The 18,491-nt window shown below is 46.3% G+C and carries 13 protein-coding genes; 8 read left to right on the top strand and 5 right to left on the bottom strand.

The features are described from left to right. The first annotated feature begins 52 nt into the window (after positions 1 to 52). Positions 53 to 1,156 (top strand): adenylate/guanylate cyclase domain-containing protein, encoded by a 1,104-nt coding sequence (locus QUB30_RS26155; RefSeq protein ID WP_333339568.1) that lies wholly within the window; start codon positions 53 to 55, stop codon positions 1,154 to 1,156. Positions 1,157 to 1,347: 191 nt separating this feature from the next. Here the strand turns inward: QUB30_RS26155 and QUB30_RS26150 are convergent, their stop codons facing one another. Then, entirely contained in the window at positions 1,348 to 2,991 is a 1,644-nt protein-coding gene (locus QUB30_RS26150) for a GTP-binding protein (protein ID WP_333339560.1), read from the bottom strand. Positions 2,992 to 3,089: 98 nt separating this feature from the next. Here QUB30_RS26150 and QUB30_RS26145 point away from each other — a divergent pair, with 98 nt between their 5' ends. From QUB30_RS26145 to QUB30_RS26135, 3 genes are all read left to right on the top strand, one after another. Then, positions 3,090 to 3,344 (top strand): hypothetical protein, encoded by a 255-nt coding sequence (locus QUB30_RS26145; protein WP_333339557.1) that lies wholly within the window; start codon positions 3,090 to 3,092, stop codon positions 3,342 to 3,344. A gap of 260 nt (positions 3,345 to 3,604) precedes the next feature. Further along, a complete protein-coding gene (locus tag QUB30_RS26140) occupies positions 3,605 to 5,440 on the top strand; it encodes a HAMP domain-containing sensor histidine kinase (protein ID WP_333339555.1) in 1,836 nt (611 codons plus the stop codon). A 491-nt stretch (positions 5,441 to 5,931) separates the two neighbouring features. Continuing rightward, a complete protein-coding gene (locus QUB30_RS26135) occupies positions 5,932 to 6,462 on the top strand; it encodes a hypothetical protein (protein ID WP_333339552.1) in 531 nt (176 codons plus the stop codon). A gap of 117 nt (positions 6,463 to 6,579) precedes the next feature. On the opposite strand, the gene ilvD is transcribed toward QUB30_RS26135, so the two are convergent. Then, complete coding sequence (gene ilvD / locus QUB30_RS26130; protein ID WP_333339549.1) at positions 6,580 to 8,265, bottom strand: dihydroxy-acid dehydratase; 1,686 nt, start codon at positions 8,263 to 8,265, stop codon at positions 6,580 to 6,582. Between the two features lie 419 nt (positions 8,266 to 8,684). Here ilvD and QUB30_RS26125 point away from each other — a divergent pair, with 419 nt between their 5' ends. Continuing rightward, positions 8,685 to 9,527 (top strand): pentapeptide repeat-containing protein, encoded by an 843-nt coding sequence (locus QUB30_RS26125; protein ID WP_333339564.1) that lies wholly within the window; start codon positions 8,685 to 8,687, stop codon positions 9,525 to 9,527. A 108-nt stretch (positions 9,528 to 9,635) separates the two neighbouring features. Continuing rightward, positions 9,636 to 10,535, top strand: a complete 900-nt coding sequence (locus QUB30_RS26120) for a sulfite exporter TauE/SafE family protein (RefSeq protein ID WP_333339546.1) — start codon at positions 9,636 to 9,638, stop codon at positions 10,533 to 10,535. A 93-nt stretch (positions 10,536 to 10,628) separates the two neighbouring features. Here QUB30_RS26120 and QUB30_RS26115 read toward each other — a convergent pair whose 3' ends face one another. After that, positions 10,629 to 11,429 (bottom strand): hypothetical protein, encoded by an 801-nt coding sequence (locus QUB30_RS26115; RefSeq protein WP_333339544.1) that lies wholly within the window; start codon positions 11,427 to 11,429, stop codon positions 10,629 to 10,631. 380 nt (positions 11,430 to 11,809) lie between these two features. On the opposite strand from QUB30_RS26115, the gene QUB30_RS26110 reads away from it, so the two are divergent. After that, the gene (locus QUB30_RS26110; RefSeq protein ID WP_333339540.1) at positions 11,810 to 12,151 is read left to right on the top strand and encodes a hypothetical protein; all 342 of its coding nucleotides are present in this window, start codon (positions 11,810 to 11,812) and stop codon (positions 12,149 to 12,151) included. Between the two features lie 51 nt (positions 12,152 to 12,202). Beyond that, entirely contained in the window at positions 12,203 to 12,742 is a 540-nt protein-coding gene (locus QUB30_RS26105; RefSeq protein WP_333339537.1) for a GIY-YIG nuclease family protein, read from the top strand. A 145-nt stretch (positions 12,743 to 12,887) separates the two neighbouring features. Here the strand turns inward: QUB30_RS26105 and QUB30_RS26100 are convergent, their stop codons facing one another. Further along, entirely contained in the window at positions 12,888 to 14,210 is a 1,323-nt protein-coding gene (locus tag QUB30_RS26100; protein ID WP_333339533.1) for a response regulator, read from the bottom strand. A gap of 106 nt (positions 14,211 to 14,316) precedes the next feature. Continuing rightward, entirely contained in the window at positions 14,317 to 18,459 is a 4,143-nt protein-coding gene (locus tag QUB30_RS26095) for an ATP-binding protein (RefSeq protein WP_333339530.1), read from the bottom strand. Between the last annotated feature and the right edge of the window lie 32 nt (positions 18,460 to 18,491).

The following is an 18,491-nucleotide window of genomic DNA, read 5'->3' as shown; positions in this document are numbered from 1 at the left end:
TACAATTATGAGTTAGCTCTAGGGGGCTAAATTTAAAACTTCTGATTATAACATATATCTTTTTTGCAAGAGGTCTAATCTTAACAATTTATCGTTACTGGAGCGGATCTTATCGAGGAAAGGTTACGAAGTACGACTTGCACCTAACGGCAAACTGGCGATCGATTCTGTGGATTTGACTCAGCCTGACTTGATTTTGCTGGATATTATGATGCCCGGTCTCGATGGTTATGAAGTTTGCAATCTCTTGAAAGCGAGCGATCGCACTCGGGGCATTCCCATTATTTTTTTGAGTGCTTTGGTAGAAGTTTCTCATAAGCTGAAAGCCTTTAATGCTGGCGGGGTAGACTACATTACTAAACCTTTTGAAGCCGTAGAGGTGGTAGCTAGGGTTGAAAATCAATTGCGGCTGCGGGAACTAGAGTTGCAACTCAGGGATAAAAATAAGATGTATCGCCGGGAAATCGCCTATCGCGAACAGGCAGAAATTGAAACGCGGATGCTGTTGGAAACAACCAAGTTGCAGAAAGAAGAAATTGAAGAACTGCTATTAAATATTTTGCCAAAAGCGATTGCCGATCGCTTGCAGGAGGGACAAAGCATAATTGCTGACAGCTTTTCGGATGTCAGCGTTTTATTCGCTGATTTGGTAGGATTTACGAGTTTTGCCTCTCAAAAAACTGCCGCAGAAACGGTGAAAGTTCTGAATCAAATTTTTAGTCAATTTGACGAGTTGTCGTTGCGGCACGGTTTGGAGAAAATCAAAACTATGGGTGACGCTTACATGGTAGTCGGCGGCTTGCCCGAACCGCAGGAAAATCACGCTTTTGCGATCGCCCAAATGGCACTCGATATGCAAGCTACTGTCGCTAGCTTCAATCTCAAAAACAATCACAGCTTTAGTCTCCGCATTGGGATAAATATTGGTGGGGTAGTGGCGGGAGTCATTGGCTTAACTAAATTTAGTTACGATTTGTGGGGGGATACAGTAAATGTTGCTCAGCGGATGGAATCAAACGGTATTCCGGGAGAAATTCAGGTGACTCCTGCGGTTTACAATCGTTTAAAAGATAAATTTTTGTTTAAAATGCGCGGTGCTGTTGAGATTAAAGGTAAGGGAGAAATGATGGTTTATTTGTTGCTGGGGCGAAATTAGAGGACACGGCCATGCCGTGTCTCTACCCCAAAATAATCTATCCTGCTGGCGAGTTCATATCGTTTATGGTGGCACGAGGGACATGATATAGAGGAAACGGCACTGCCGTTTCCTGAATGTGGGTAATATTAATTCCGATGCTACCGGATTTGATATCAGGGGGATATTTAAGCCGGATTGGATATTACTAATTACCACTCGTCGTTGCGTTTGTTGCTGTAAGTTTCCCAATCGTCGTATTGCGGCCGCTGATACAAGGGTTCTGGTTCTATTTCTGATTCCAATTCGGCTGACATTTCTAATTCGGGTTCCGATTCCTGCTGATAAATGTTCAGAGGTTCGACAACCCGGGCGATCGCATCTTTGACAAATGCTTTGACAAACTCGTCTTTCCGATTTAACTGAAACTGCCTTTGCACGACTTCGGCGATGCCGCCGTCGCCCCAATCTTGGTCATGGCGGAAATATTCAATAAAACTTTTACCGGCAATTCTGGTTAAATAAGCGGCGCTGACTGCTTGAATTGCTTTGCCAAGTACAAACCCCGCTACGCTTAACTGCAACGCCCTTGACACTACTTGAATTACACCTTCAACTATTCCCAAACTTGCTAGGGTTTTTGCTAGAGACAATGCCAATTCTTTGGCGCGATCGATATTTAATTCGCAGCCGTAAATCTTGGCAATTTCTACTACCATTTGAGCGTTAACTGCTGCTGTCGCTAATAAATCCACAACGGGCAAAGGCGTTACAGCAATTACTCCGGCTCCGATCCACTGAAATCGCTCTACTGCTTTATCAGCTTGCCGCCTCCTTTGAGCGTCAATTAACTTGCGCGCTTGGTCTCCCAAGTGCTGAGATTGCAGCAAAATATTGTCTGCAATTAAGTCTTCGCCTTCAGCTCGCAAAATCGCAGCGACGCGCCGAATTAATGGCATAATATTCTGGTCTGGCTGAAAAATTGTGCCGTCTTCTAGTACAACTTTTTGCGGATTGGCGCTAATGGCGACTACATCCATTGCTGATACAAAACCTTTGACTCGCTGCTGCAGCCGATCGAGAATTTCATCTCTGTCGCTGTCGGGATAAAGGTCAACTTTATTAAAAACCACGATCGACCTTTTGCCAATTTCCGCCAAAGTCCGCAGCGGTTCGTACTCTGATTTTCGCAAATCGCCGTCCAAAACAAATAAGATCAAATCTGCCCTCGCCGCCAACTGCCTGGCCAATTCTTCTCTGTAAGTCCCCGCAACTCCCGCTTCCAAGATGCCTGGGGTATCAGTAATTGCTAATTCTCGATCGATTCCTTTCAATTTCAAAGTGTAAGTTTCGCCAACTTCGGTAGTTCCCATCGGCGCGCCCACCTGTCCCGCCATCCGCCCCACCAGGGCATTGACAGCGGAAGTTTTGCCCGCAGAACCGGTGCCGAAAACAACTACTCGAACGCTGCCGCGAGCCATGCTAGCTTCAATTTCGCGAGCTCTCAACAGCAAAGCTTGCCGCGCTACTTCATCTTGAATGCGATCGACTTGTTGCCGAATTGCTTTGAGATTTTCCGAAGCTGCTTCACTTTTCACAACAGGAATCTTCGGAGTAATCGGCCGTTTTCCATTAACTTTCTGAGGGCGTTGCAGCAGCCTAAAATAGTAAACCAGCGCAAAAATTAGCGTTGCCAAAAGTACAATTATCAGGAAAATCAGCAAATTAGCCAGCAGCGGAGAAGCAGACCACGCAACTTGACTGTAAAGCCCTGTTAAGGAACTCACCAGCCCAATAATCAGCCCCAGGGCGAGGCAGAAAGCAGCAATTAAAGTTAACAGGCGCGGCAAAGGCATGAGGAAAGTGGCAAATAAAAGGGTTATGCTTTGATTTTTACATTACGCCGATAGTCATCAGTCATTGCAAATCTAAAATCTAAAATCTAAAATCTAAAATGGCGAAGCGCCCGTTAGCGTTAGCGAAGCGATCCGAAGGAAAGCCCTCGAAGAGGATCGTACTGCGCGAACCCGCAAATCCCGATTCTGTCGCACTGCGGGCGCGGTTTGCGGAGTTTGAGCGCCAGCGGGACGGACAAGTGCGATCGCCCTTTTGCTGCAATTGTAGCTTGCACGATAACTCAGCTACAGCTTATCACCCGCCCGAACCGCAGACTGGTTTATTTGCATCTACCTACTTATTTATTCGGTGATTTATTCGATCGCGAGTGGAGCCATACTTTTTTATTAAGAATAAAATATCACATTAAGTATCCAGAAACCCAGTTTCTTCAGGTAAGTGCCTCCTGGAAGCTCCGAAAGCGGAAACGAAAAACCGGGTTTCTTAGGCAGGGTAAAAGCGTCCTAATTCACAAAAATTATCAAATTCAGTATCCATGCGGTACTCTCAAATCAGTCGCAAGTTAAGTTAGACTGAATTGTCAGTGCCTGAATTATTCACAGGTTAGCATCTATGCAGCTCAAACATCTGAATCAGCCTTCACAAGAACTCTCTACCTCTTGCGAGCATAATATCAAAGAGAGCCAGCCACTCAAGCCCAATTATTTCGCTCACATAGCCCGTTCCTTGGGCAACCTCAGTATTCGCGACAAAATCAGCAGCGGGTACGCACTGGCTCTTTGTGTTGCGATTGGGGGAACGACTGTCGGGATGTTGGCGGGCAATCATTACTATCGCAGAACTAACAATCAAGTACACATCGAGCGAGAAAGTCAGCTTTTAAATAAGTTGCAGGTAGCTTTACTGCGAACGCAAAACAGCCAAGAGGGGCTGGTTTACTGGATCGAAAAGCCGCAAATTTTTGACAGCAAATACAAACAGCTACAAAACAATATTTACAATTTGAAGTTGTTGCTATCGGAAGTCAAAAAATATAAATACATGGAAGACATAGAAGGTCTAGAAAAATTCAGACAAACTTCCGATTCGCTATTATCTAATTATCTAAATCGACTAGAAATAGTTAATAAAAAAATTAGTAAACTGCCAAATAACCCCGCTCAACAAAGTGTTAAACGTAAGTTACTGTCGAATTTCGATCGAGATAAAATAGGGTTGCAATTAGATAGGGCGGTCAATGATATAGCAGAAATTATCGATCGCGCCCAAGAGCAAGAAGATGCTGGGCGGGAGGCCCTGCTGCAAGCGCAGGCGCTGCGGGTGCAAATAATTTTGGGTAGCATGGCACTGTCGATCGTCGTTGCAGCATTGCTGGTAGCCTTGACCAGTAGGGCGATCGCCAAACCCCTCGCCGCTGTTACTAAAATTGCTCAGCGAGTGACTGAAGAATCTAATTTTCAGTTGCAAGTACCAGTTACCAGCACCGATGAAGTCGGAGTATTAGCAGCTTCGCTGAATCAACTAATTCAGAAAGTAAATCAGTTGCTAGAAGAATTGAAATCTGAACAACAAACCAAGATACTTCAAAATGAGAAAATGGCAACTTTGGGGCGGATGTTAGCCGGGGTTGCTCACGAAGTTAACAATCCCATCAATTTTATCTATGCAAATATCGAGCCGGCGAGACATTATGTTGAAGATATTTTAGATTTGCTCAAAACTTACGAAACAGAAATTCCCAACCCGCCTGCGGCAGCGATCGCCAAAGGCGAAGAAATAGACATCGATTTTCTCAAAGAAGATTTGATCAAAATATTTGACTCGATGCAAGTAGGGGCTGAAAGAGCCAAAGCTATTATCTTAAGTTTGAAAGATTTTTCTCGCCTCGACGATGCGGCCCCTCATCCCGTCGATTTGCACGCCTGCATAGACAGCAGTTTGCTGATTCTCAACAGCCGCATCAAACAGGGCATTGAAGTGGTATGCAATTACGGGAACATCCCGAGTGTTGAAGGCTATATGGGTTTGCTTTACCAGGTATTTGTGAACCTTCTCAACAATGCACTAGATGCTGTAGAAGAGAAAGTAAAAAGTGAGAAAGCCAGCTCTGAGGAGGCGAAAAAACAATCGGCTTCGGCGCAGTCAATGCAACAGGAAGCACCGAGTTTTTCGCCGAGGATTGTGATTGCTACAGAATACTTGGACGACGACTCAGTGGTAGTGCGAATTTCTGATAACGGTACGGGAATAGCACCAGAGAGCCAAGAAAAAATGTTTGAAACATTCTTTACTACTAAACCGAGAGGTGTAGGTACTGGTTTGGGATTGGCAATTGGTCGCGAAATTATCGTCAAGAAGCACGGCGGGACAATTAACTTTTGGTCGGAGGTAGGAACGGGGACGGAATTTTCGATCGCCCTGCCGATTAAGCAGGAGGATTTAATGTAAAATACGCTCTTAAAAGCTCCAATGGCTCGCGAAGATAATTCCCTCTACAACGGTAACGCACCAGGCAAGTCCGAGGATAGAGGAACTGTAAAAAATTAAAAATTATCAGTTTTTATAGCAGTTTCAAAAAAGAAGGCCACTCTAAACCCGCAATCTAAACTCTGATGTCATAATTCATTCCAAATCTAAAATCTAAAATCTAAAATTGTATGAGATTGCTTACTGACCGAAAGCATCCAGGATACAAGCCCCCGGATTCATCCGTCCAGAAATAAAAAACCTGTATCCGATGAAACTTGCCCCCCGAATTGATCCGTGGGGTCAATGCTTCAATTCTAAAATCTAAAATCTAAAATCTAAAATCGATTGACTGGCTGTCGCTACCCCACTTGATGAGTGATAATACCCAACTCAAAACTATTTTCAGTAATCTTGAAAAACAGGATTTGCTATAATTTCAAGTTGAGCAATCACTGTACGGAGCGAAAATTATGGGACTATTTGACCAAATTTTGAGCGCGATCGACAATCCCAACCAACAAGCAAACCCCAATCAGTTGGGCAACATTCTCGGTGCGGTAGAGCAGTTGAGCAGCAACCAGGGCGTCAATACGGGCACGACTCAGCTAGCAATGTCGGTTTTGGGCGGATACGTGCGATCGGCATTGCAAGACGTGCGATCGCAGTCGGGAGACGCACAAGCTCAACAACTTGTCAACCAATTTAGCGGCACAAATCCCAATCCGCAAGCGGTACAGAGTTTGTTCGGAGTCGGCCAACTGACGCAGATAGTGAACGATATCGCCCACAGAACCGGTTTGAATAACGCCACAGTGCAGGCGATGATACCTGTTTTGGTGCCGCTGGTGCTGAATTTGCTAAAAACCGGCAGCAACGCCCAAAACCCAGCCCAAGGCAGCAATCCCGTTTTGAATACGTTTTTAGATGCAGATGGAGACGGCGACGTAGATATTACTGACACAATTTCGATGGCTAGCCGCTTTTTGAATCAGCGCAGTTAATTTAGGAAATTTTTAACCGCAGATATCAGCGGATGAACACAGATGAACGCAGATAGGATTTTATCTGCGTTCATCTGCGTTTATCTGGCTTCATCTGCGGTTAAAAAAACTCCTACTTTAACCCAAACCCAAATCAGTCACAGCACCAACACTGCTAGAAGAAACCAACTTAGCATATTTAGCCAAAACGCCTTTAGTATACCGAGGTTTAGGAGGCTGCCAAAGAGCGCGCCGCTGCTCCAATTCTGCATCAGAAACATTGAGCTGCAACAAGCGATTGTTAGCATCAATTGTAATCGAATCACCCTCTTTTACCAGACCAATTGTTCCGCCAACTTGTGCTTCTGGTGCAACGTGACCGACAACCATGCCGTAAGTTCCGCCAGAGAAGCGACCGTCAGTAATTAACCCTACAGAATCCCCCAAACCAGCGCCAATAATTGCCGAAGTTGGTGCTAACATTTCGCGCATTCCCGGCCCGCCTTTGGGCCCTTCGTAGCGGATGATAATCACATCTCCGGCTTGAATTTGGCCCGCTAAAATTGCATCCAAACAATTTTCTTCAGATTCAAATACCCGCGCCGGGCCGGTAATTTGCGGTTTTTTAACGCCCGTAATTTTAGCAACGGCTCCTTCTGTTGCCAGATTTCCCCTGAGAATTGCTAAATGTCCTTGGGCGTAAAGCGGGTTGTTCCAAGGGCGGATGACATCTTGGTCGGTGCGGGGTTCGGCTGGAATATCTGCCAACACTTCCGCAACAGTTTGACCGGTAATTGTCAGCGCGTCTCCGTGCAGCAAACCTTTTTCTAGCAGCATTTTCATTACTTGAGGAATGCCGCCGGCTTTGTGCAAATCGGTTGCTACATATTTGCCGCTGGGTTTGAGGTCGCACAGCACCGGTACTTTCGCTCGAATAGTTTCAAAATCGTCGAGGGACAACTCAACGCCGATCGCATTGGAAATGGCTAATAAATGCAGCACAGCATTGGTTGAACCGCCGACTGCCATGATTACCGCGATCGCATTTTCAAAGGCCTTGCGCGTCAAAATTTGGCTCGGTAACAACTGTTTGCGGACAGCTTCCACCACAACTTTTGCAGATTCGGCAGCGCTGTCAGCTTTTTCGGCATCCTCAGCAGCCATTGTCGAAGAATAAGGCAAACTCATGCCCATCGCTTCAAAAGCGCTAGACATCGTATTTGCTGTGAACATTCCGCCACAGGAACCCGCACCCGGACAAGCTTGTTGTTCCACTGCATTGAGTTCTGTTTCGTCAATTTTGCCCGCGCTGAATTGACCGACTGCTTCAAAAGCGCTGACAACGGTTAAATCGCGTCCGTTGTGGTGTCCCGGTTTAATCGTGCCGCCGTAAACAAAAATAGCAGGAATGTTCATGCGGGCGATCGCAATCATCGCCCCCGGCATATTTTTATCGCAACCGCCGACAGCCAGCAACCCGTCCATACTTTGGCCGTTGCAAACAGTTTCTATCGAATCAGCAATTACATCTCTCGACACCAGAGAATATTTCATCCCTTCTGTTCCCATCGAGATCCCGTCGCTGATAGTAATCGTACCGAACATCTGTGGCATCGCCCCAGCTTCCTTTGCACCCGCAATAGCCCGCAAAGCGAGGTCGTTCAATCCCATGTTGCAGGGCGTAATCGTGCTGTACCCGTTGGCAATCCCCACAATCGGCTTAGTGAAATCGCCGTCACCAAAACCGACTGCCCGCAGCATTGCTCGGTTGGGCGCGCGCTGCACGCCCCCAGTCACAGCTTGGCTTCTCAAATTTTCAGGCATTTTAAAATTTCCTTTGTCTGTTGACAGTTGACAGTTGACAGTTGACAGTTGACAGTTGTCAGTTGTCAACTGCCAGCTCGCCCAAAAACGAATACAAGTTTCCGATAATCGTCGTGGTGAGCCCATAATTTTAGACCAAAGTTCCGGCTCCCAGATGAATCTGTGGAGCAAATCTAAAATCTAAAATCTAAACTCGACTGACTCAGTGCCGAGCGCCGAGAGTTTTACCCTATTGTTGATTTTCTCAGAAGCTTTGATATTTGTCAGACCTTTTAGGAGGCAGTGGCACAGCAGTGTCCGGAAAGCAGTGCAAAGATTCTACAGATAGTACAGCGTGCAGAGTGAATACCGTAGTTATCTGGGATGATGTGGTAACACCCATCACTCTAACGTTTAAAAAAAATTGCGAGGCGAATGACATGGAGGCCGATCGAATTCTGAGGCAATATGCGGCCGGAGAAAGAAATTTTCGAGAGATTAACCTCGTCGGGGCAGACTTAAAAGGGGTAAACCTCAGCGAGGCTAACTTTACCAGATCGAATTTCCAAGACGCAAACCTTAAAGGCGCTAACCTGACGGGAGCGAACTTGCGCGAGGTGAAATTGGCAGGGGTGGACTTGACGGAAGCCAACCTCAGCGAAGCAAATCTCATCGGTACCGATTTGAGCCGCGCCAATCTCAGCGGGGCTAACCTGATGGGAGCCAACCTGCGCGGCTCAATGGCGAGAGAAGTCAACATGACCAAGGCTAATTTGACGGAAGCTAATTTGACCGAAGCCAACTTTACAGAAGCGAATTTGTTTGCGGCCAACTTAACCGACGCTAGCATGATTCGCATTAATTTGATGAAGGCAAATTTGAGTTGGTCAAATCTCAAAGCGGTAAACCTGACAAATGCCATCCTTAGCGAGTCGCTTTTAGAAAGAGCTAACCTGAATCAGGCAATTCTCAGCGGGGCGATGCTCAGCGGGGCTAACCTGACTGGTGCAGACTTGCGCCAAGTAACGATGGTGGGAGCTAATCTGAGCGAAGCTAATCTGAGCAATGCTAATTTGAGAGTTGCTAATGTGAGTTGGTCAACGCTGGCAAAAGCTAACTTGAGCGGTGCTAATTTGTACCGGGCTAAGCTGTGCTGGTCTAATTTTAGCGGGGCTGTTTTGTTGGAAGCGGTTTTGATTGACGCTAATCTGAATCGAACTAACTTCCGCGATGCAGATTTGAGGCGGGCAATTATGCCGGACGGCACGACTAATGATTCTTAAAATTTGATTGTTAACTGTTAACTGTTGACTGTTGACTGTTAACTGTTGACTGTTGACTGTTAACTGTTAACTGTTAACTGTTGACTGTTGACTGCTGACTAATAACTAATGATCACTGAATTATTGATTCTCGGTGCGGCAGGAATTTTTGCCGGAATTCTAGCTGGATTTTTGGGTATCGGTGGCGGTACGGTGCTCGTACCTTTGTTGGTTGCTCTCAAGTACGCCCCGGTACAAGCGGTTGCTACTAGCGGTTTGTCGATCGTCATTACAGCTATTTCTGGCAGCATCCAGAATTGGCGCATGGGCTACCTCAGCTTGAGTCAAGTCGCAGGCATCGGATTTCCCGCCGTCATCACAGCACAAATCGGTGCTTATTTGGCGGGGATATTTCCGCCTTACTTGCTGTTACTTACTTTTGGGTTGTTGCTGTGGCTGAATATTTTTTTGATTGAATTGCGCACGCGCCTGACAGCTAATCAGAAAGCGGAAGTAGAGGAAGAGGAACTGGGAGGAGAAGCGGGACAAGAGGAAAATGCTCAATTAGCAATTACCAATACTTCGGCTTCGCTCAGTACAATTACGCTCAGAACAAGTTACCAATTGCCAAATAATTCAAATATTTTATTCAATCCAACTTTTGCTAAAATTGCTACCGGCAGTGCGGCAGGTTTATTAGCGGGTTTGTTCGGCGTAGGCGGCGGCGTGATTATGGTTCCCCTGCAAATTTTGCTGTTAGGAGAAAGCATTAAAACCGCAATTCAAACCAGCTTGGGCGTCATCGTCATCACGGCAATTTCGGCGACGGCGGGACACGCGGCGCGCGGAAATGTTGTGTGGGTTGTAGGGTTAATTCTTGGCGCTGGCGGTTTGTTGGGCGCGCAGGTGAGCACCCGGTTTTTGCCGAAATTGCCCGATCGTATTGTTAGTTTAGCTTTTCGATCGCTCTTGGCAATCTTATCGATTTATGTTTTCTGGCAAGCTTGGCAAAAATTTAGTAATGGGTAATTGGTAATTGGTAAGGTGCGCGGCCCGGCGCACCCTACGAAAGAATGCGGGAAGATGCCCGCGCTGCACCCTACGAAAAACGAATAAGTAAGACTAATTTGCTGATAGTTTCTTCACGGCGCGAGTCAGACGCTGCAAATAAGGCTTGACAATTTCTTGATTTTGTCGCTGCAATTCGGAAACTTGCTCCTGCAAGTGCTGAATCTCGGTTTGCAGCATCCCTGCATCTATTGTGGGTCGATCGAGCAAATCCTGCAATTGCTTGAGAGAACCTTGGATTTCATTCAAGTCTACTTCGTTCGATCGTTCCTGTAACTGGGCCGTAATAGTTTTAACTTCAGTTAACTTTTCGCCCATCAATAAAAATCGGACGTTGACATTTTCCCAATCATGCTCTCTGAGGGCGCTATTTTCCAAAATCCCGAGTTTTTGCTGCAAATCGGACAGGATGGTGTAGAGTTCCTGAGAGTCGGCCGGAAGCGCCTGGGCTTGGCGTTCGAGGGAGGCTACGGCAGCTTGTACCTCGGCGATGGCCCCGGATTCCAAGCCCTGGAGTTTCTGCTGCAAGTCGGAGACGGCGGTGTAGAGTTCCGCAGGTTCTCCAGGTAGTACCTGAACTTGCTGCGATCGACGTTCTACTGCGGCCTGTACGTCCGCGATCGCAGAATTTGCCTTTTGTTGCATTTGTTGCTCGAAACGCTGGCGATTGGCGAGATTTAGCGAAAGTGCTGCGGTTAAGGGGGCGGCAGCGTAGACAATTTGGCCCGACAATACAGCAGCAATCGTGCCCATCGCTGAACCAGCAACAGAGGCGTATTCTGCCAATTCTAGCCAGTCCGGCTGGTTCGGGGCACTTCTGGAAGCTGGGAATGATGCTTTTTCAATCTTCTGCATAGCCTTTTAGTCGTAGTCGGATAGATGGCGATAGGGACATGATAAAAGCGATCGGCAAATAAATCAGGGCTATTTGTCCAAATTTCCGAATTGTGGTATTTTTATTGACCGAAAGCATCCAGGATACAAGCCCCCGGATTCATCCGTCCAGAAATAAAAAACCTGTATCCGATGAAACTTGCCCCCCGAATTGCTCCGTGGGGTCAATGCTTCAATTCTAAAATCTAAAATCTAAAATCTAAAATCTAAAATCGATTGACCTCCTGCAGAATACCTTCTGCCTTCAAAACGGTCAATCTCAGGTAAAATTCAGGATTGAGTCGATCGCTCAACAGTTAACCAATAAGCGTTCACCGCCGTCTGTCAGGAGTATACAGAAAATGGGTCTTAAGATTATTGAAAGCTACGATAGCAGTTTTGTCCTCGAACCAGATGCTAAAACTGCACTGTTCGGTTTATTAACCGGTGAAAGCTTTCTCCAACAAGTAGCGCTACAATTGCACTGCTCGCGCATTGAGTTTGCCGAGTTACTGTTTCAGCCAGTCCCTTACAGCAGCGAGACGCCGAAGGGAATGCCTGCGGAATTTGAAAAGTATCACGAATCGAGCGATTTTGCGATCGTCAACGTCCCGCCTAATTTCATGTTCCAGGCCAAAATATTTAAACCCAGCCGCCTCTGTGCAATTTATCGAGTTTTTAAGACTGAGGTAAAGGCTGGTTAATCTGTGGTTTAATCTAAAATCTAAAATCTAAAATCTAAAATCTAAAATCGGATGACAGAAGACATTCACTCTCTCGCGAGCTTAGAATTCATTCCCTACATAGACTCTGAGGGGAAACTGCCCGAGTTTGTCCAGGGAAAAATTGGCGTTTACGCGATTTTCGACAGCGAGAAAGTGCTGCAATTTGTCGGCTATTCTCGCGACATTTACCTCAGCCTCAAACAGCATTTGGTACGCCAAACCCAGTATTGCTACTGGCTGAAAGTCCAAACTATTGACAAGCCCAGCCGCACTATCCTAGAAAGCATCCGATCGAGTTGGATTGCCGAAAACGGTTCCCAACCCCAGGGTAACGGTGCCGATGCTGCTAAGTGGAACGATCCCATCGACACCAAAACTGTGATGACTGCCCAAGAAACGGCAAATTATCAAGGTATCTTCGCCGATGAAATTGCCAAAGATAAATTGTTGAAAAATGTCGCGCGGCGCGTAGAAAATGAAATTTTCGCGCTGTTGAAAGCTCGCGGCGTAACTGAAGAAATTCGGTTTAATCCCAAACTGAAAACTAGCGGATTGCTCGATTTAAAGTAAATACAATAGTCCTTACTGCGAACCGTAGGGAAACGGCAATGCCGTTTCCCTAATTCCCGCGCCGGACAGGGCATTGCAGTTTCCCTACAGATGCTCGGCTACCATGTCTCTGATATATCATCTTTGTCTGTTAACATTTTAACAGTTAAGATTTAACAGATATCGGAATCTGCAAAATTAACTCTGTTCCTCGGCCCGGAGCAGAAATACAACTGATTTGACCTCGATGTTTTTCAACTACAATATCGTGACTGATTGCCAACCCTAATCCAGTACCCCGGCCTACAGGCTTCGTAGTAAAAAATGGGTCAAATATTTGGTGGCGCACGTCCTCACTCATCCCACAACCGTTATCGGCAATGTTAATCACAACGGATTTATAGTTTTGAGTTGCGACTTTTGAATCTTGATTGTGCAGCGCCGGTGCTGACTCAGAACTTAGTGAAGTGCTGATGGTAATTGTTCGAGGAGAAGGTTGAGTTTCCAGGGCATCAATAGCATTACTTAGCAGGTTCATGAACACCTGATTTAACTCACTGGCGTAACAGGTGACTTTTGGCAGTTGACTGTAGTGTTTGATGACCTCAATCTCATCTTGTTTGTTTGATCCCTTCAGTCGATGTTCCAAAATAACTAAAGTATTGTCAATGCCTTCATGAATATCCACTGGCTTGTACTTTTGTTCCCCAAGGCGGGAGAAGTTGCGCAAAGACATCACAATCTCGCTAATTCGAGAAGCACCCTCTGTCATCGAATTCAGCAGTTTTGGATAATCCTCGGCGATGAATTCGGGTTGAATCTCGTCCAATTCGCCGATAATTTCTGCAACGGGGTGGGGGTAGTAATGTCGGTACAATTCGACGAGGTGAAGCAAATCTCGCGCATAGTCCGCCGCTAGAGCAATATTGCCGTAGATAAAGTTGACTGGATTGTTGATTTCGTGAGCAATCCCTGCCACGAATTGACCTAAAGAAGCCATTTTTTCCTTCTGTATTAACTGAGCTTGAGTTTTCTTGAGTTCAGTTAAAGTTTGTTCGAGTTGCTGGGCGTAGGATTGTGTTTGTTGGAACAATTGGCGCTGCACGAGTTGATTTGAAACGCGGGCCAAAACTTCTTGTTCGTGAAACGGTTTCGTGATATAATCTCTACCACCAACTTCAAAGGCTTTGACTTTATCAAACACTTCATTTAAAGCACTAATAAAAATAACGGGAATGTCTTTAGTTGTGGGAGAAGCTTTCAATGCTTGGCAAACTTTGTAGCCGTCCATACCGGGCATCATGATGTCGAGCAATATCAAGTCAGGAGGAGTTAACTCGATCGACCGCAGAGCTAGTTTGCCGTCGGGTGCGGTGCGTGTTTTGTACCCGTGCTGGGAGAGTATTTGAGCTAAAAGTTGCAAGTTAGCCGGAATATCATCAACAATTAAAATATTTCCTTTTAAGACGGGAGTTGGTTCGTAATTCATATCTAGTTCGGTAAAATAACCTTTATAGGTTTGTAGTGAGTACGATCGTCCGAGCGGGTTTTACCAGGACGGTCGTATTTACTACGAACCAGATCTAATATCATTCTTATTTGGTTTCGGGATGGATGAGAGCTAGTATTTCATTGAACAGAAACTCGTTAGCCAATGCGGCTAGAGCGGTAGCTAAAGAGTCATTTCGATCGCGAATTTGCTCAATTTGGCTGAGAATTAACTCTAAATCGCACTCTATTGTGGCTTTCTCTAAAGCTGCCAGCCAATCTGCGGGTAAAGCTGCAAGAGTCTCTGGAGTGGGAGCCTCGATTTGAGTTGACTCGGGAACACTCTCGGGTTCATCGTAAATGTAACGCACTCCCAGATGTTTGTGCAGGGTGGCAAAGATTTGTGTATCTCGAAAGGGTTTGTGGATAAAGTCATCGCACTCATCTGATACAGTAACGCTTCGCGCTTCCTCAGCGTTACTGGCAGCGTTACCGGCACTGAGGGCAATAATGGGGGTAGCTCGACCTTTAGCGGTGGCTTTAATACGTTTCGTCGCTTCATGCCCATCCATCACGGGCATCCACATATCCATAAAAATTAAGTGCGGATCGAAACTCGACCACATTTCAATAGCTTCTATGCCGTTGCTGGCTTCTTGGAGTTCAAAGTTAAAGGCAGCGAGGAGTTCGATCAGCAGTTTGCGGTTGTCGGCTCGATCGTCCACAATCAAAATACGATAGCGTGGCTGGTTGCGTTCTAGGGCTATCACGCGACGCGGCGGCTTTGCGGGTTGAGTCGCCCGGGTCTCAATGGCGCTGACGGAGATATCAAACGCGAAGGTTGTGCCGCGTCCTACTTCACTGCGCACAGTAATGATGCCACCCATCAGCTTGATAAACTGTTGGCTGATAGCCAGCCCCAAGCCTGTTCCCTGCTGAGATGTTGCCCCTGTTGTGGTTTGCACAAAAGGTTGAAAAAGCCGCTCTAACTCTTCAGGAGCCATGCCGGAACCAGTGTCTTCTATTTCAAAATATAATTGATAATTAGTGATTGGTGTTTGCTGGTTTTCACCCTCCCTAACCGCATTTACTCTTACCGCAATGCCTCCCTCTTTCGTAAACTTAATGGCGTTAGAAAGCAGATTAATTAAAACTTGGCGCAACTTAAGTTGGTCGGTTCGGACGTATTCGGGAATATCGCTAGAGCAGTCAAATATTAACTGCAATTGTTGCTCCCGTGCCTGGAGTTGAAACATCTCTTCCACCTCGTGGAGCAGGCTGCTTAATTTAAAGTCTGTTGGGTTGAGGGTAATGCGTCCCGCCTCTATTTTGGCTAAATCTAATATTTGATTGATCAGAGCTAGCAAGTGTTCTCCGCTGCGGTTGATGATGCGGATATTTTCCTGCTGTTCGCGATTGAGGTTGGTAGAGCGCTGCATCAATTGGGAGAATCCCAGAATTGCGTTGAGCGGGGTGCGGAGTTCGTGGCTCATATTTGCCAGGAAAGTGCTTTTGGCGAGGTTAGCGGCTTCTGCTGCCCAGGCTGCTTGTTGGAGCTGTACTGCTTGCTGTTGAGTGGCTTCGAGCAATTGAGCTTGTTGTAAGGCGACTCCCAGTTGAGTGCTAATTTGCAGCCCAATATTGATTTCTGCTTCGCGCCAAGTGCGGGGTGCAGAATTTTGATAGCTGGCGAGCAAACCCCAAAGTTGACTGCCGCAAAATATGGGGAAAATAACGTAGGCTCTAGCTTGAAATTCCTCTAACAGTTGCAGGTAACAAGGACTTAAACCAGCGCTGTATATGTCTTCAATTATGCGGTAAGGAACGCCTCTAGCGTACATACCGCCTTGATTTTTTTGTAGATAGGTATCCCGCACTGGTTCACCGCTGGCTTGCAGAGTTTTCACGGTACAGCGAGAGTCTTCGACGAGATTGTTTGGCAAATTAAACTCGTCGGGTTTTTGCATCAGAGACCTCCAGCCCGGAGCCATTGATTCGGCAACAAATTCCCCGCTCCAATCAGGATTAAAACGATAGATACCGACACGATCGCATTTTAGGGTTTGTCGCAGTTCAGAAGTTGTGGTTTTGAATATTGTGTCAATATCTAAGGACTGACGGATGCGATCGATCGATCGGGCGATGGCTTGTTCCCCCTGCGCGCTTTCTCGCAAAGCTGACTCGGCTTGTTGGCGATCGCTAATATCCAAGACAGTACCCACTAAACGGCTCAACTGCCCTTGTTCATCATAAACCGGTTTCCCTCGGACTTCAATGTAACTGAGCGAGCCATCTCTTCGGATCAGCCGCAGATCGATTTCAAAGCTTTTTCCTGAACTAGCTCGCTCGCGAACCATTGTCAGATAGCGCGATCGATCTTCTGGATGAAAACGCTCGATTAATTGTTCGCTGGGCAGCGGTTTTTGAGTCGGATCGAGCTCGTAAATGCGATAGAGTTCTTCACTCCAAGTGGTTGTTTCTGTGGCGATATCGTGTTCCCAACTGCCAATACGGGCAATTTTTTGGGCTTCGAGCAGTCGGGCTTCGGCAAACTGGCGATCGCTAATGTCGCGCGCTACCCAAACAGCGGAGCTATCGGAAAGCGGCGAAATTTTAGCAACAAACCAAACTTCTTGGTTATTAATCAGCAGACTGTAATCAAAACTAACAGTTTGTTTTGTTTCCAATGCCCGTCTAACTTGAGCAAAATAAATGTCCTGGTTTGCCTCATGAAAAAATTGTTCGATGATGGAGTCGATTTGATTATTATGATAGTTGTATTGAAAAATTCCCTTAGTGGGTATAATTTGGATAGTTTTTTCTGCGGGTGTAAAAATCAATACAATATCGGTAATAGACTCAAAGATTTTCAGAAATTGGTCGGTAGAACTATAAAATTTTTGTGTTAGCAAGTTGCGCTCGACCATTTCATATTGTAAGAGTTCATTAGCACGATCTAAGGCGGAGGTACGTTCGGCAACTTCTGTTTCTAAAGTGCGATTGTAGTCAGTTAATATTTTTTCAGATTGTTTGCGCTGTGCGATGTTAGAAAAAGCAGTGATGGCATAAATAATGTTTCCGCCTGCGTCGAAAATTGGTGTGGCGCGCACCTCAAAAGGAATAAATTCCCCATCTCGATAAAGTTCTACATCTTCAAGGAACACCGTTTCGCCGCGCAGTGCTCGGAATGCGGGCAGTTCTTCAGTTGGATAGGGCTGGTTTTGGCGGTAGATTTGATAAACTTCGACTGATTCTTCTAAAGTCGCATCGGGGATAGTTTCTACGCCGAGCCAATGCTTGGCAGTTTCGTTGAAGTACACGACTTTACCCGAGGCATCGTGGATAGATACTCCCGCAGGCATGGCTTCGATAAATTGCTGGAGTTGGCTCTCCCTCTGCGCTAAAGCTTCATTTAAAGATTTTTGTTCGGCAAAAGCCTGTTGCAGTTGCGCTGCAATAAGATTGAAGGAATTGGCGAGTTCTCCGACTTCATCGAAGCGTCTAATTTCTAAAGGTTGATCCCATTCGCCTTTGGCAACTTTTTTGGCTGCGGTATTCAAGCGCATAATTGGTTTTGTCACCCAACGGGAAGTCAACAATCCGATCGCGATCGCTAGCGGCAGCGTACCGGCACACAACCACAATGTCTTGCGGGTATTTGCTTGAATCGGAGCGATGAAATCAGACTCTGGCACCACCACCACAATCAACCAATCCAAGCCGCGGAAATCTCGATAGGGAGTGACGCGGACAAACTGCCGAGAGCGTTTGCTCGCCAGGGTAAATTGCTGAGTAGTTTGCAGCGCGCGGAAGTTGCCAAAGCGGTTGGCGAGTTGTCGAGCAATATCTCGCGTTCGGGCGTCCTTGCTGTTGGCGGCTAGCAATGGCGTCGGTTGGTTTTTTGCTGGCGTCACCAAGGGTGTTTCTCGTGTGGATGTGGCAATCAGATTGCCCGATCGATCCATAATAAAAGTCTGTCCCGATGCAGAGAAGTGCAGCCTAGCCAGAAAGGTATTGATTGACGACAGCCCATTATTATCGGTGAGGCGATGGCCGATCCGCTCTGCTACTTGTTTGATTAACTGATGCGCTACATCCTCGACTGATTCTTGACCGCTTTTGAAAGAAAGATAGCCTACTAGCCCAACTACACTTACCGTTTGCAAAACCAACGGAACAATCAGAACAGTTCGCAGGGGAAGCTTGCTGAAAAATTTGGCGGCTGGGCGGTTGAATGGATAAATGGACATGGGTGTGAACCAATTGTGCTGGCGATCGAAGT

Source organism: Microcoleus sp. BROC3 (assembly GCF_036702515.1).
In the GTDB taxonomy this organism is placed as follows: Bacteria; Cyanobacteriota; Cyanobacteriia; order Cyanobacteriales; family Microcoleaceae; genus Microcoleus.
The sequence above is the reverse complement of the archived record's forward strand: the minus strand, read 5'-3'. Positions and strand labels throughout refer to the sequence as shown.

Bases quoted from the DNA above. Each gene is read 5' to 3' on its own strand.
- QUB30_RS26150 (WP_333339560.1), bottom strand. From the start codon at position 2,991: ATGCCTTTGCCGCGCCTGTTAACTTTAATTGCTGCTTTCTGCCTCGCC.
- QUB30_RS26145 (WP_333339557.1), top strand. From the start codon at position 3,090: ATGGCGAAGCGCCCGTTAGCGTTAGCGAAGCGATCCGAAGGAAAGCCC.
- QUB30_RS26140 (WP_333339555.1), top strand. From the start codon at position 3,605: ATGCAGCTCAAACATCTGAATCAGCCTTCACAAGAACTCTCTACCTCT.
- QUB30_RS26135 (WP_333339552.1), top strand. From the start codon at position 5,932: ATGGGACTATTTGACCAAATTTTGAGCGCGATCGACAATCCCAACCAA.
- ilvD (WP_333339549.1), bottom strand. From the start codon at position 8,265: ATGCCTGAAAATTTGAGAAGCCAAGCTGTGACTGGGGGCGTGCAGCGC.
- QUB30_RS26125 (WP_333339564.1), top strand. From the start codon at position 8,685: ATGGAGGCCGATCGAATTCTGAGGCAATATGCGGCCGGAGAAAGAAAT.
- QUB30_RS26120 (WP_333339546.1), top strand. From the start codon at position 9,636: ATGATCACTGAATTATTGATTCTCGGTGCGGCAGGAATTTTTGCCGGA.
- QUB30_RS26115 (WP_333339544.1), bottom strand. From the start codon at position 11,429: ATGCAGAAGATTGAAAAAGCATCATTCCCAGCTTCCAGAAGTGCCCCG.
- QUB30_RS26110 (WP_333339540.1), top strand. From the start codon at position 11,810: ATGGGTCTTAAGATTATTGAAAGCTACGATAGCAGTTTTGTCCTCGAA.
- QUB30_RS26105 (WP_333339537.1), top strand. From the start codon at position 12,203: ATGACAGAAGACATTCACTCTCTCGCGAGCTTAGAATTCATTCCCTAC.
- QUB30_RS26100 (WP_333339533.1), bottom strand. From the start codon at position 14,210: ATGAATTACGAACCAACTCCCGTCTTAAAAGGAAATATTTTAATTGTT.
- QUB30_RS26095 (WP_333339530.1), bottom strand. From the start codon at position 18,459: ATGTCCATTTATCCATTCAACCGCCCAGCCGCCAAATTTTTCAGCAAG.